Annotated in this window: 14 protein-coding genes; 7 read left to right on the plus strand and 7 right to left on the minus strand. The window is 74.9% G+C overall.

The genetic code is table 11. From position 1 onward, the window contains the following. The first annotated feature begins 43 nt into the window (after window positions 1-43). The 4 genes from thrS (at window position 44) to ACIQBJ_RS04435 (ending at window position 3,850) form a co-directional block, all read left to right on the plus strand. Complete coding sequence (thrS, locus tag ACIQBJ_RS04420; protein WP_400703218.1) at window positions 44-1,345, plus strand: threonine--tRNA ligase; 1,302 nt, start codon at window positions 44-46, stop codon at window positions 1,343-1,345. 248 nt (window positions 1,346-1,593) lie between these two features. Then, the gene (locus ACIQBJ_RS04425; RefSeq protein ID WP_400703221.1) at window positions 1,594-2,232 is read left to right on the plus strand and encodes a hypothetical protein; all 639 of its coding nucleotides are present in this window, start codon (window positions 1,594-1,596) and stop codon (window positions 2,230-2,232) included. A gap of 159 nt (window positions 2,233-2,391) precedes the next feature. Then, complete coding sequence (locus tag ACIQBJ_RS04430) at window positions 2,392-3,222, plus strand: DsbA family protein (protein WP_400703224.1); 831 nt, start codon at window positions 2,392-2,394, stop codon at window positions 3,220-3,222. 4 nt (window positions 3,223-3,226) lie between these two features. Next, window positions 3,227-3,850, plus strand: a complete 624-nt coding sequence (locus tag ACIQBJ_RS04435; protein ID WP_400703227.1) for a vitamin K epoxide reductase family protein — start codon at window positions 3,227-3,229, stop codon at window positions 3,848-3,850. Window positions 3,851-3,921: 71 nt separating this feature from the next. Here ACIQBJ_RS04435 and ACIQBJ_RS04440 read toward each other — a convergent pair whose 3' ends face one another. The 7 genes from ACIQBJ_RS04440 to ACIQBJ_RS04470 all read right to left on the minus strand — a co-directional run bounded on the left by ACIQBJ_RS04440 (window position 3,922) and on the right by ACIQBJ_RS04470 (window position 9,694). Then, window positions 3,922-4,767, minus strand: a complete 846-nt coding sequence (locus ACIQBJ_RS04440) for an alpha/beta fold hydrolase (protein WP_400703230.1) — start codon at window positions 4,765-4,767, stop codon at window positions 3,922-3,924. Window positions 4,768-4,910: 143 nt separating this feature from the next. Beyond that, window positions 4,911-5,465: a GNAT family N-acetyltransferase gene (locus ACIQBJ_RS04445; RefSeq protein WP_400703233.1), complete on the minus strand. Its 555-nt coding sequence runs from the start codon at window positions 5,463-5,465 to the stop codon at window positions 4,911-4,913. Between the two features lie 48 nt (window positions 5,466-5,513). Further along, complete coding sequence (locus tag ACIQBJ_RS04450; protein ID WP_400703236.1) at window positions 5,514-5,831, minus strand: hypothetical protein; 318 nt, start codon at window positions 5,829-5,831, stop codon at window positions 5,514-5,516. Window positions 5,832-5,836: 5 nt separating this feature from the next. Further along, the gene (locus tag ACIQBJ_RS04455; protein WP_400703239.1) at window positions 5,837-6,709 is read right to left on the minus strand and encodes a nucleotidyltransferase domain-containing protein; all 873 of its coding nucleotides are present in this window, start codon (window positions 6,707-6,709) and stop codon (window positions 5,837-5,839) included. A 252-nt stretch (window positions 6,710-6,961) separates the two neighbouring features. After that, the gene (locus tag ACIQBJ_RS04460; protein ID WP_400703242.1) at window positions 6,962-8,428 is read right to left on the minus strand and encodes an endo-1,4-beta-xylanase; all 1,467 of its coding nucleotides are present in this window, start codon (window positions 8,426-8,428) and stop codon (window positions 6,962-6,964) included. 239 nt (window positions 8,429-8,667) lie between these two features. Further along, a complete protein-coding gene (locus ACIQBJ_RS04465; protein ID WP_400703245.1) occupies window positions 8,668-9,162 on the minus strand; it encodes a GNAT family N-acetyltransferase in 495 nt (164 codons plus the stop codon). An 88-nt stretch (window positions 9,163-9,250) separates the two neighbouring features. Beyond that, the gene (locus tag ACIQBJ_RS04470) at window positions 9,251-9,694 is read right to left on the minus strand and encodes an ankyrin repeat domain-containing protein (protein ID WP_400703248.1); all 444 of its coding nucleotides are present in this window, start codon (window positions 9,692-9,694) and stop codon (window positions 9,251-9,253) included. Between the two features lie 346 nt (window positions 9,695-10,040). Here ACIQBJ_RS04470 and ACIQBJ_RS04475 point away from each other — a divergent pair, with 346 nt between their 5' ends. From ACIQBJ_RS04475 to ACIQBJ_RS04485, 3 genes are all read left to right on the plus strand, one after another. Continuing rightward, window positions 10,041-10,235 carry a hypothetical protein gene (locus ACIQBJ_RS04475; protein ID WP_400703251.1) on the plus strand — a complete coding sequence of 65 codons (195 nt, stop codon included), beginning with the start codon at window positions 10,041-10,043 and terminating at the stop codon, window positions 10,233-10,235. 195 nt (window positions 10,236-10,430) lie between these two features. Then, complete coding sequence (locus ACIQBJ_RS04480) at window positions 10,431-12,098, plus strand: hypothetical protein (protein WP_400703254.1); 1,668 nt, start codon at window positions 10,431-10,433, stop codon at window positions 12,096-12,098. A 239-nt stretch (window positions 12,099-12,337) separates the two neighbouring features. Beyond that, window positions 12,338-12,712 (plus strand): RNA polymerase-binding protein RbpA, encoded by a 375-nt coding sequence (locus tag ACIQBJ_RS04485; protein ID WP_073816413.1) that lies wholly within the window; start codon window positions 12,338-12,340, stop codon window positions 12,710-12,712. Window positions 12,713-12,856: the final 144 nt, after the last annotated feature.

Raw genomic sequence — 12,856 nt, forward strand, 5'->3', positions numbered from 1 at the left:
CCGGCGCGCTGACTGCTGTCCACCACCGACGCCCCGGGGCCGAGTGCCCGGGGCTTTCGCGTGTCCGCGCCCCTGCGGTGGCTCGTCCCGGCGGCCCGTCCCCCGATCCGAGGAGACCGCCGTGCACGACCACCGCCGACTGGGCCGGGAGCTGGCCCTGTTCGACACCGACCCGCTGATCGGTTCCGGCCTGCCGTACTGGCTGCCGGACGGCGCCGCGCTGCGCCAGTCCCTGGAGGACTACGTCCGCACCCTGGAGCGGCGGGCCGGGTACCGGCACGTGTCCTCGCCGGTGCTGGGCAAACGCGAACTGTACGAGGTGTCGGGGCACTGGGCGCACTACCGGGAGGACATGTTCCCGCCGCTGGAGCTGGGCAGCGGCCCGGCGGCCGAGCAGTTGGTGCTGCGGCCGAGCCTGTGCCCGCACCATGCGCTGATGTTCCGCTCCCGGACCCGCTCCTACCGCGAACTCCCCTTCCGGATGGCCGAGTTGGGTGACATGTATCGCTCCGAGCGGTCGGGGGTGCTGGGCGGGCTGAGCCGGGTCCGGGCGATCCGGCTGAACGACGCGCACGTGTTCTGCGCCCCGGAGCAGGTCGCGGCGGAGGTGCGCGGCGCGCTGGAGCTGATCGCGGTGGCGCACCGGGGCCTGGGCATCGTGCCGTCCCGCCACCGGCTGTCCCTGCCGGGGCCGGGCGGCAAGTACGCGGCGCGGCCGGAGCTGTGGGAGCGGTCGACCGAGATCCTGGCCGGGGTGCTGGCGGAGCTGGGCGTGCCGTACGAGGAGGGGGTCGGCGAGGCCGCGTTCTACGGGCCGAAGATCGACGTGCAGGTGGTGGACGGCGCGGGCCGGGAGTCCACCCTGTCCACCGTGCAGGTCGACTTCCACCAGCCCGAGCGGTTCGACCTCTCCTACATCGGCCCGGACGGGGCGCGGCACCGCCCGGTGATGGTGCACCGGTCGATCGTCGGCAGCCTGGAGCGGGCCGTCGCGCACCTGATCGAGCGGCACGGGGGCGCGTTCCCGGCCTGGCTCTCCCCCGTACAACTGGCCGTGCTCCCGCTCGGCCCCGGGCAGGTGGCGGCGGCGCACGCGCTGGCGGCCCGCTGCCGGGAGCTGGACCTGCGGGCCGAGGTGCTCGGCCCGGAACGCGGCTCGCCTGCCGCCCGGGTCCGGGCGGCCCGCCTGGTTCCGGGCCTGGCGATGCTCGGCCCGCGCGAACTCGCCGACGGCACCCTCGCGCTCCGGCTGCGCGACGGCCGCCGTCCCGACCCGCTGCCGGTGGACGCCGCCCTGGAGCGGATCGCCGCCCGGGTCCGCGAGCACGCGGCCGACCTGTGGTGAACGCGCCGCCCCGGCGGGCCGCGACCGGTGTGGCCGGGGCCACGTCCGGGGCGTGACGATCACCACCCCGCCGGGCGGTCCGCCGACCGCCCGGGGTGGCGGCCCGGATGCCGCCCGGCCCCGCGCCGTCGGGGCCGGGCGGGTGCCGACACCCCCTTTACGCTGGGCTTATACGCGAGCAGGGCGTTCGTGGGGCGGCCCGTCCGGCCCTCGTCCGCGGGACCTTCGGCGTGGCATACTCCGAATCCATGACCGGCATTCACGCGACCAAGGCCCTGCGGGGCGCGGTGTTCACCGCGCTCGCCGTGCCGCTGGCCGCGCTCGGCCAGGTGGCGATCACCGGCCGGGCCCTGCCGCTCACCCTGGTCGCCGCGGCCTGCGTCGCGGTGTTCCTGCTCGCGGTGCTGCTGGACGGCGCGCGCCGCCGCTTCCTGCTGCTGGCCTCCGTCCTGGTGCCGGTCGAACTGCTGCTGAACACCGCGTTCAACCTGGGCCAGGACGCCTGTGCCCGGCCGGTGCACGGCGTCGACCTGCTGGTCTGCGGCGGCGACTCGTTCAGCGGGTCCGACCTGTTCGCCCAGTGGACGCACAACTCGGCGGCCCTGCTGCAACTGCTCGTCCTGGGCGTGCACCTGGCGCTGGCGCTGGCCGCCGCGGCCTGGTTGCGCCTCGCGGACGCCGCCGTCAGCGGCGTCGCCGAGGCCCTGCACGCCCTGGCGCGCACGCTGCCCGGCCCGTGGCGCACCCTGCTGCTGGCCGTCCGGGCCGTCTGCCCGGCCGCGCTGCTGCCCGCCGCGGACGGCGAACCGGCACCGCGCCGCCCGCAGGACGCCGCCCACTGCCCCGCTCCGCGTCGCGGCCCCCCGCAGCCGGCCTTCGCCCGCTGACGGACCGTCCCCGCACGCCTTCCGTCCGGGCGCCCCGCCAGGCTCGCCCACCCTTTCGAACCCGCACCCCGGCCCCGCCGCGCCCTAACCCTTGCCAATCAAGGGTCGTCGGCATGCGTACGGCTGCGCCGCCGGGTGCAGAGGAGACGACGGATCACCATGACCAGCACCCCGAAGAACGCCAAGAACGCCAAGAACACCGTGCACACCGCCGCCGGCCCGACCGCCCGCGAGCGTCTGAAGCAGGCCCAGCAGGCCGAGGCCCGGGCGGGCCGGCGCCGCCGCCGGATCACCGTCGGCGTCTCGATCGCCGCCGCCGTCGCCGTGGTCGCGGGCGGCACCGCGATCGCCGTGTCCGGCGCGAAGAGCTCCGACGACGGCGGCTCCGGCGCGGCCGTCGCCGTCCCCGCCAACACCGGCGGCCCCGACAACACCGTCATCACGTACGGCCGGGCCGACGCCCCGCACACCCTCGCCGTGTACGAGGACTTCCGCTGCCCGATCTGCGAGGCCGTCGAGACCTCGGCCGGGGCGACCGTCCAGCAGCTCGCCGACCAGGACGAGTACAAGATCGAGTACCACCTGGCGACCTTCCTCGACAACAACCTCGGCGGGAAGGGCTCGAAGACGGCGCTGGCCGCCGCCGGGGCCGCGCTCGACCAGGGCGTCGACAAGTTCAAGCAGTTCCACGACGTGCTGTACGCCAACCAGCCCTCCGAGCGCGAGGACGCCTTCGGCGACGTCAACCACCTGCTGGACCTGGCCGAGAAGGTGCCCGGCCTGAAGACCGAGGCGTTCACCAAGGCCGTCACCGAGGGCACCTACAAGGGCTGGGCGGCCAAGGTCTCCCGCGCCTTCGACAAGAGCGGCGTCTCGGGCACCCCGACGATGAAGCTCGACGGCAAGGCCCTCCCGGTGATCGGGCAGGACGGCAAGCCGGTCACCGGCGAGCAGTTCACCGCGCTGGTCAAGCAGAGCATCGGCGGGTGACCCGATGACCACGGCCCCCACCACCACCGCGGACCGCCGGTCACCGATCGGCGCCGGGCGCGGCTACTCCTGGCTGCTGCTGATCACCGGACTGCTCGGCCTGGCCGCCTCGGCCGTGCTGACGCTCGACAAGATCAAGCTGCTCAAGGACCCCTCGTACAGCCCGAGCTGCAACATCAACCCGATCATCAGCTGCGGGTCGATCATGCGCACCGCACAGGCCGAGGCCTTCGGCTTCCCGAACCCGCTGATCGGCCTGGCCGCGTTCGCCGCCCTCACCGCGGTCGGCGCGGGCCTGCTCGCGGGCGCCTCCTACCGCCGCTGGTTCTGGCTCTCCCTGCAGGCCGGCACCCTGCTCGGCCTGGGCTTCGTCGCCTGGCTGATCGACCAGGCCCTGTACGAGATCGGCGCCCTCTGCCCGTACTGCATGGTCGTCTGGGCCGTGGTCCTCACCGCCTTCTGGTCCACCACCGTCCACAACCTCCGCACCGGAGCCCTCCCCGCCCCCGCCCCCCTCCGCCGCCTCGCCGCCCTCCCCCACCAGTGGCTCGTCCCCACCGCCGCCTACCTGGTCATCGCCCTCCTCATCCTCAACCGCTTCTGGTACTACTGGTCGACCCTCCTCTGACCCCGCCCCACCACCCCGAGGGCTCCCCCCGGCGCCGACCACCGGACGCCGGGGTGGAGCCCTTCCGGGTGTCAGCGGGTGAGCATGGCGGCGGCGACCAGGTCGGCGGAGGTGGGCAGGAGGGTGGTGGCGGCGTCGGGGAGGACGAGGAGGCGGGCGTCCGGGATTTCGCGGGCCAGGGCCTCGGCGTTGCCGACGGGGAAGAAGCGGTTGCGGGCGCCGTGCACGACGAGAGTGGGGGTGGCGAGGTCCGGGAGGCGTTCGCGCCAGCGGGGGGCGCAGTCGAGGCGGGCGAAGACCGTGCCCAGGTGGTTGGCCGCGCGGACCGGGGGTGCGGCGCCGGGGGTGCGGTCCCAGATCCGGCCGGCGAGGGCGCGGGCGACGGCCGGGTCGTCGCCGAGGATCTCCGCGCCGACGGCGGCGGACTCCACGACCGCGGCGCGGTCGGACCAGTCCGGCAGCGGGCGGCCGAAGAGCCGGCCCATCACCGCCGGGTCGTGGTCGGGGAGGTCGGGGTCGGCCGGCCCGGGCGCGACCGGCCGGGTGCCGACCAGGGTGAGCGCCGAGAACGCGTCGGGACGGTCGAGCGCCGCGACCTGGGCAACCATTCCGCCGACGCCGATCCCCGCCAGGTGCACGGGGCCGCCGAGGGCCCCGGCCAGCGCCGCCGCGTCCGCGGCCAGGTCCCGCAGGGTGTAGCCGGGGGCCTGCGGGTCGGCGGTCGTCGACCGCCCGCTGTCCCGCAGGTCGTAGCGCACCACCCGCCGCCCCTCGGCGGCCAGGCGCTCGCACAGTTCGTCGGGCCAGGACAGCATCGTCGGCCCGCCCGCGAGCAGCACCGGCGGCCTGTCCTCCGGCCCGAACGACTCCACGCCGAGCGCGACCCCGTTGACCTCGACGACTCCACCGGTGCTCACCGGACCACCCCTTCACGGTCGGGGACCGGCCCGTACTCGGCCGCTCCCGCTTCGAGATTTCGTCTCATACCGGTACGGACGGGTCGGCGGGCCGGAACTCATCGCTCCCGCGCAGGGGTGGCCGGACGGCTCCGAGGGCCCGGCTATCCCTGCGCGGGAGCACCGTTCCGGGCGATCCGGTAGACCACGGCCGCCTGCGAGGGGCCGGGCGGGACGCTCGGGTCGAGGAAGTCCATCGCCGGGTCGTGGGCCATGCCCAGGCGGGACGCGACCGCCCGGGAGGGGGTGTTGGCGGCGGCGATCACCGCGAGGATCTCGGGCAGGCCCAACTCCTCGAAGCCGTACCGGAGGACGGCCTCGCCCGCCTCGGTGGCGTAGCCGTGGCCCCAGGCGTCGCGGTGCAGCCGCCAGCCCGCCTCGACTCCGCCGAACGGCATCTCCTCGTCCACCGGGTCGAGCCCGGCGAAGCCCAGGAACCTTCCGTCGGAGCGGAGTTCGACCGCCCACCAGCCCCAGCCGCGCTCCGCCAGCTCCTCCCGGAAGGCCGCCAGCGAACCGGCCGCCTGCTCCCGGTCCAGCACACTGCCGAAGTGGCGGCGCACCTCCGGGTCCGCGTTCAGCTCGGCCCAGCGGTCCAGGTCGGCGTCCCGCCACTGGCGCAACAGCAGCCGGGGGGTGGAGAGTTCGTGCTCGCTCATGAGAGTGCGGCTCCGTTCTACGAGGGTGGCGAAGGAGGTGACGGGCTGTCAGTCGCCGACGAACAGCAGCCAACTGCCCGCCGTGGCGGCGCAGTCGGCGAGCATCAGGTCGAGGTCCCGGACGGCGTCCTGCTCGCCGCGGGTGGTGGCGAGCACCGCCAGGGCGGGCACTTCGGCCCGGGCCGCGTCCGCGTCCTGCTCGTTGAAGGCGGTGTCCCGGTAGAGGTCGATCCGCCCCAGCCTCCCCTGGCCGCAAGGGAGTTTCGACAGGACGGCGGCCAGTCCGGCGCCGTGCCCGTAGGAGCCGCGCAGCGGCCGGGAGCGGCGGTTCGGCCGCTCGGTGTACAGCAGGATCTCGACACCCATCGCGGCTACTCCCCTTCCGGCCGGCAGGCGGCCAGCGCTTCGGCGGCCAGGGCGTCCGCCGCGTCCAGGACGGCCGCGAGCTGCGCCGGGCCGGTTCCGGCAGGGGCGAACAGGGCCTGCGCCCGTCGCTCGAACTCCGCCGGGGCGCAAGGGAGCCGGGCGGCGGAGGCGATCGCGCCCTTCTCGTTGGTCAGCCACTGCCCGGCCCGGGCGTGCAGCGCGTGCGCCAGCAGTCCGACGGCCCGGAACAGGCAGCCCGCCACGTACCCGGCGTCGCCGCGCTTCGCGCCCTTGCGGGCGGCGGCCAGCAGGAACGGCGCCTCCCAGGCGGCGTCCGCCGTCACCGTCCGCGCCAACGCGGCGGGGAAGGACGCGACTTCGCCCTGCAGGGCGGTCAACTCGCCGGCCGGGTCGGCGAGTACGCGGCCGACCGCGAGTTCCCCGAGGTAGGCGTAGGACGGCACGCCGTACGGGTGGCCCGCCTGGCGGCCGGTCTCGTAGCGGCCCGCGCGGGCCTCGGCGGCGTACCGGCGGACGCGTTCGACGTCCCGGTACAGCCAGTCGACCGGGGCGCCGTCGAGGTCGAGCCAGGCGCCGCCGTCCACCCAGGGGCCCCAGTCGCCGGGTTCGGCGACCTCGACGGGGCGGCCGCAGAGGTCGGCGGCGAGTCGGCGCAGCGCGGCGGTGTCGAGCCGCCCGGGACGGTAGTACAGGCCGAGGTCGTAGTCGGAACCGGCCGCGTGGGCGCCCCGGGCCCGGCTCCCGCCGAGGCAGACGCCGAGGACGCCGGGCACCTCGGCCAGCCGCCCCGCGATCCGTTCCAGCTCGCCTTCACCCAGCTCACCGGGGTCGGCACCGCGTCCGCTCGTCTCGTTCATCGCCGCCACAGTGCCCCGCCGGGGCCCCGCCCGCAAGGCAATTTCGACCACTCGGCGGACGGCGGTGGACGACGGCGGACGCGGCGGGCGGACGCGGGGTGGCGCGGCAGAGGCTCCGCTCAGGCTCTGCCGCGCCGGCCGGACGCCGCCCGCACGGCGTCCGGGGTGTGGCGCCGGGGCGGTCCCGCCCGTGGGGAGGGGGACCGCCCCGGGCCTGTCCGGGGTGGGATGGGGCAAGGAATTGACGCAGCGTCAGGAGACGCTGCAGGCGGTGCCGTTGAGGGCGAAACCGGTCGCGGCGGCCGCGTTGCCGGTGTGGGTGGCCTGGAAGCCGAAGCTGGTGGAGCCGCCCGCCGGGATGTTCGCGTTGTAGGCCAGGTTGGTCGCGCCGACGGTGCCGCTCGCCGGGCCGACGGTGGCGTTCCAGGCGTTGGAGACGGTCTGCCCGGCGGGGAGCGTGAAGGTCAGCTTCCAGCCGTTCACCGCCGCCGCACCGGTGTTGGTGACGGTCACGTTCTCGGTCAGCCCGGTGTTCCAGGCGCTGACCTGGGTGCTCACCCGGCACGCCGCGGCACCGGAGGAGCCCGACGGGGACGGTGAGGGCGACGGCGAGGGCGAGGAGGAGCCGGTCGGCGACGGGGAGGGGGACGGCGAGGAGTTGCCGCCGAGGGCGGTCACCGCCGCGTGGTAGGCCGACTTGGGCTGGTAGTTGTCGTCGTACATGGTGGCCGCGCCGTAGCCGGAGAACGCGCCCGGGATCCACGAGTCCGGGTCGCCGACGCCCCACTGCGAGACACCGACGCAACCCGTGATCGCCAGGCAGGAGTTGACCACGTTCGCGTAGTCGGTGGCCTGCTGGGCGAGGTTCGCGGCACTGGCCGGCACCGGCATCCGGTCGTCCAGTTCGGTGATCGCGACGTTCACCCCGAGCGCGGTGAAGCGCTGGATGTTGGCCTTCAGGCTGCCGGGCACCTGGCCGACGATGAAGTGGCTCTCGAAGCCGACGCCGTCGATCGGCACGCCCTGCGACTTGAGCGAGGAGACCAGTTGGTACATGGCGTCGCTCTTCGCGCCGAGGCCCTCGATGTTGTAGTCGTTCAGGTAGAGCTTGGCGGCCGGGTCGGCGGCCCGGGCGGTGCGCAGCGCGTCGGCGATGTAGCCGGAGCCCATCGCGTTGGAGAAGGCGTCGGCGCGCAGCGTGCCGTCCTCGTTGAAGGGCTCGTTGACGACGTCCCAGGAGTAGAGCTGGCCCTTGTAGTGGGTGGCCTCGGTGGTGATGTGGTTCTCCATCGCCGCCTTGACCTGCGCGGTGGGCAGGCTGCTCACCCAGGACGGGAGTTGGCTGTGCCAGACCAGGGTGTGGCCGCGCACCCGCATGCTGTGGGCCTTGGCGAAGGAGACGATCCGGTCGCCGGGGCCGAAGTTGAAGTTCCCGGCGGAGGGTTCGGTGGTGTCCCACTTCATCTCGTTGCCGGGGGTGACCACGTCGAACTGGGCGCCGGCGACGGCGGTGAGGGTGGAGTTGTTGAGGTCGGACTGGGTCAGGGCGGTGCCGAAGTAACTGCCCTTGGCCTCGGCGAGGTCGCGCAGGGCGGGGCCGGCGGCTCCGGCGGGGCCGCTGCCGACGGTGGCGGCGGCGAGCAGTCCGCCGGTGGCGGCGAGGGCGAGCGCCGCGAGGGTCCTGGCCCTGCGGCGGGCTGCGCGCAACTGTGCGGCCATGGCTGGTCCTTCCGGGGGCGGGGTGGGGTGCCCGGACCGTACGGCGGTCCGGGCGGGCCGGGCAACGGACCGCCCGGAACCGTTCCCCGCCCGCCCGACTCCGAATGTTTCGACGGGAGTTCGACCGTGATTCGACCCGGCGCGCCCCGACCTGCGGCGGGGCCGGAAAACGGCGGAGCGGCCGCGGGCCCGGTCGAACGGGTCCGCGGCCGCTCCGACAGGCCGGTGGGGGAAGAAAGTTACAGCACGTCAGCGGTCTCCGCGACGAGTTCCTTGCCCATGCAGACGCTCAGCTCGTGGTCCTTGTAGTAGCCGAACTTCCGGATCTCGGCGTACCCCTCGGAGGCGTAGAGCGCGATCGCCTCGGGCTGCAGGGTGCCGGTCTCCAGCACCAGTCGGGTGCGCCCGGCGGCGATCGCGGTCGCTTCGAGGTGGCGCAGCAGGGTCCGGGCGTAGCCCTTGCCGCGGGCGGTGGGGACGACGAACATCCGCTTGAGTTCGGCGTCCTGGTCGCGCAGGCCGTCCGCGTCGCGCTCCTTGGCGCGCCATCCGCCACAGGCCACCGGGCGGCCGTCCTGGTAGCCGATCACGAACAGCCCGGCGGGCGGGTCGAAGTGGTCGGGGTGGATGGCGGTCTGGTCGCCGTCGCCGTAGCGGCGGACGTACTCCTGCTGGACCTCTTCGGCGAGCGACTGGGCGTCGGGGTGCCCGAAGCCGGTGGTGCGGATCTCCATGGCGCCCAAGGGTACGGGCCCGCCCCGGACCGACGGCGGTCCGGGGCGGGGCGGCACGGTGCCCGGGCGGGGGCGCCGTGCCCCGGGGTCAGCGCGCGGTGAGGCGGCCGACCAGGTCGTCCTTGCCGAACATCCGGGCGGCGTCGAGGGCGGAGGGCATCCCGGCCCGCGGGTCGGCGCCGTGGGCGAGCAGGACGTCGACGACCTCGGTGGCGCCCTTGAAGACCGCGCCCGCCAGCGGGGTCTGGCCGCGGTCGTTGGCGCCGTCGGGCGCGGCGCCGCGCTCCAGCAGGGCGGTGACGGCGGCGACGTGGCCGTGGTACGCGGCGAGCATCAGCAGGCTGTCGCCGCGGTCGTTGGTGAGGTTCGCGGGGGTGCCGGCATCGACGTGGGCGGCCAGCAGTCCGGCGTCGCCGGTGCGCGCGGCGTCGAAGAGCCGGTCCGTCAGGGTGAGGGCCTCGGCGTCCGGCCCGCCCCCGGCGCCGGTGCCGTCCTCGACGCCGGTGCCGGGCTGCGCGGTGGAGTCGGTCATGGAGTGGTTCCGCCTTCCGGTGCGCGGCCGGGTCGGGCCGCGGGACGTCCTGCTGCTGCCACCGCGAACGCTAGCGGACGCCACCCGGGTGCGGTACGGGGCCGCCGTTCGGGCGAATTCCGGGTGCGCGGAGCGCGGGCGCGCCCCGCGCGGGGACGCCTGAGAGCGCCGGTGCGACCCGCCGGTGCCGACGCGGTCGGCGACCGGCCGTGCCCCCGGACGTATACCGCCGATCCGGTCGACCGGGTGAGATCCACCCGTTTGCCACGCCACATCATCTATTACTTTTTGTCACCATTGAGGCACTTTCTGTAACACTGTCCCCGCCCCTCGTGAGGAGCATCCCGTGATTCTCTCCATCTCCGGCATCGTCCTGTTCGGCGTCATCGCCTTTCTCTTCTTCCGCCGGGACGGGCTGAAGATCTCGCATGCCCTGGTGTGCGCACTGTTCGGGTTCTACGTCGCGGGTTCTTCGATCGCCCCGAGCATCACGGCGGGCGGCGCGAGCCTGGCCAGCCTGATCGGCGGCCTGAAGTTCTGAGCGGTCCCCGCTCCATACCGCTTCACCGGCCCGGGCGCGGCTCCCCACCGCCCCGGGCCTTCTGCCAACCGCACCGCACCGCACCGCACCGCCCGTGCCCCCCTGCTGCACCCCCGGCTGATTTCCCGTCAGTCCCCGTCAGCCAACCGTCAGCCCCCCGTCAGCTCCCGTCCCTTCCCCGCCTCCGGAGCCCGCATGTCCTTCACCCGCCACCTCACCCGGGGCCGCGACCTCGCCCGCAACGCGAGCGGCTTCGCCCGCAGCGCCGGCGGTTTCGCCCGGACCGCCGGCGACCACGCCGCCGACGTGTTCTCGCCGCTGACCCTGATCGGCCGCGGCCTGCGGCGGCACGCCGACTGGGCCAAGGGCCGCTGGGCGGCCACCCCGAAGGAGCGGCGCGGCCCGACGCTGCTGGTCGTCGCGGCCGCGGTGCTCGGCGTCTTCCTGCTGCCGCACGGCCCGCTGCTGGCGATCGTCGCGCTGGTGGCCTCCGCCGCCTGGGTCGGCCGCGGCCCCAAGGCGGTCGCCGCCCCGGAACCGGACGTCGCCGACGTCAAGCTGACCGCCCTGTACGCGGCGCTCACCCCCTACCTGGGCGGCCTGGACGACCCGGGCGCGCTGTACCGGCCGGACGGCGAGTGGAAGTCGGCGTTCGGCGGCTGGGAGTTCGACCCGGAGGGCCGGCTGGCCGCGCTGGAGATCGCCTACCCGGCGTACTTCACCGACACCGAGCCCGCCGCCCGGGCCCGGATCGAGCAGGTGGTGCAGGGCAAGGCGGGCCGCACCCGCGAGTACCGCTTCGACTGGGACGAGGAGTCCAACCGGCTGCGGGTGACCGCGCTGGCCCCGCTGCCCGCCGACGTGGTCGCGCAGCGCTTCGTCACCGCGCCGGGCGAGATCGTGCTCGGCTTCACCGACGGCGCGGGCAGCCGGCGCACCATCCCGGTGCACCAGGGCGGCGTGGAGGCGCAGCAGCCGCCCGTGGTGTGGCGGGTCGGGGCGCGCTCGGCCGAGCCGCACCTGCTGGCGCTGGGCACCGCCGGGTTCGGCACCTCGACGCTGCTGCGCTCGGTCGCGCTGCAGGCGCTGCCGCACGGCGACCTGGTGGTGGTCGACGGCGCGGGCACCGGCGAGCACGCCTGCCTGGTGAACCGTCCGGGCGTGCACACCGTGGAGACCAGCCTGCACGGGGCGCTCGCCGCGCTGGAGTGGGTCGCGCAGGAGACCGAGCGCCGCCTGGTCGCTCTGAACGCCGCCCGGCAGCACGGCCTGGCCGCGCCCGCCGACGCCACCCGGCCGCTGTGGCTGCTGCTCGACCACCTGACCGAGCTGTCCGAGCTGGCCCACGCCGAGGGCCGCACCGACCCGCAGGACCTGCTGGAGGTGCCGCTGCGGCACGGCCGGGCGGCGCGCGTGACGGTGGTGTTCGTCGACGACCTGGAGGCGCGCGACCGGATCTCCGCGACGGTCCGCACCTGCACCCGCGCCCGGGTGGTGCTCGGCCCCGTCACCCCCGACTCGGGCGGCGCCGCGCTCGGCGTCCCGCTGGACATCGCGCCCGCCGCGCACACCCCGCCCGGCCGCGGCTACGCCCGGATCGGCACCGCGGCCCCGGTCCGGCTCCAGGTGCCCGTGACGGTCGACCCGCTGGACGACGAGGCCCCGGCCGCGCTGCGGGACGCGGTGATCTCCCTGCTGCCGCACCGCGACACCCGCACCGAGGCGGCCGCGCCGGCGGTGGCGGTGGTGCCCGCGGTGCCGGCCGAGCCGCCGACCGTCGGGGTGGAGGCGGCGGCGGGGGCGGCGCCGGTCGCCGATCTGGTGAAGGACCCCGCGCCGACCCGGTCGCAGCCGATCTGGTAGGACGGTGCCCGGCCGACCGGGCACATTTCTGCGGACCATAAGTGCACAAAATGTGACACGCCGGGTGATAACACCGTTCAGATGTGACAAAACGGGCGACCATGGGTACAAACAGGGGCGGCACGACAGGCGACGTATGTCCCCGGGACGGGAATCTTCGTCGAAGGCCGAGCGTTGGACCCAGCGACGAAGACAGCGACCACTAGTCCTGTGGGCAAGAAGCCCGGGAGGCACGATTCATGAGCGAGCGAGCTCTCCGCGGCACGCGACTCGGGGCGACCAGCTACGAGACCGACCGCGGCATTGACCTGGCCCCGCGCCAGACCGTCGAGTACGCATGCCAGAACGGACACCGCTTCGAGGTGCCGTTCTCGGTCGAGGCGGAGATTCCCGTGGTGTGGGAATGCCGTTTCTGCGGCCAGGAGGCAGCGCTCCTCGACGGCGAGGAGCCCGAGGAGAAGAAGACCAAGCCCACCCGCACCCACTGGGACATGCTGATGGAGCGTCGGACGCGCGAGGAGTTGGAGGAGGTCCTGGCCGAGCGCCTGGCCGTCCTGCGCTCCGGCGGCATGAACCTTGCGGTGCACCCGCGCGACTCCCGCAAGTCCGCCTAGCGGCGAGCGCTCCGCACCACTGCCGAAGGGCCCCGGAATCCGGGGCCCTTCGGCGTACCCGCCTCCCCCGCCCCTTCTCCCCCGCCGCCACCGCCACCGCACGGACGCCGGAGGGGCGGCACCGGGAGTCCGGTGCCGCCCCTC

The organism is Kitasatospora sp. NPDC088391 (assembly GCF_044753345.1).
Taxonomy (GTDB): Bacteria; Actinomycetota; Actinomycetes; order Streptomycetales; family Streptomycetaceae; genus Kitasatospora.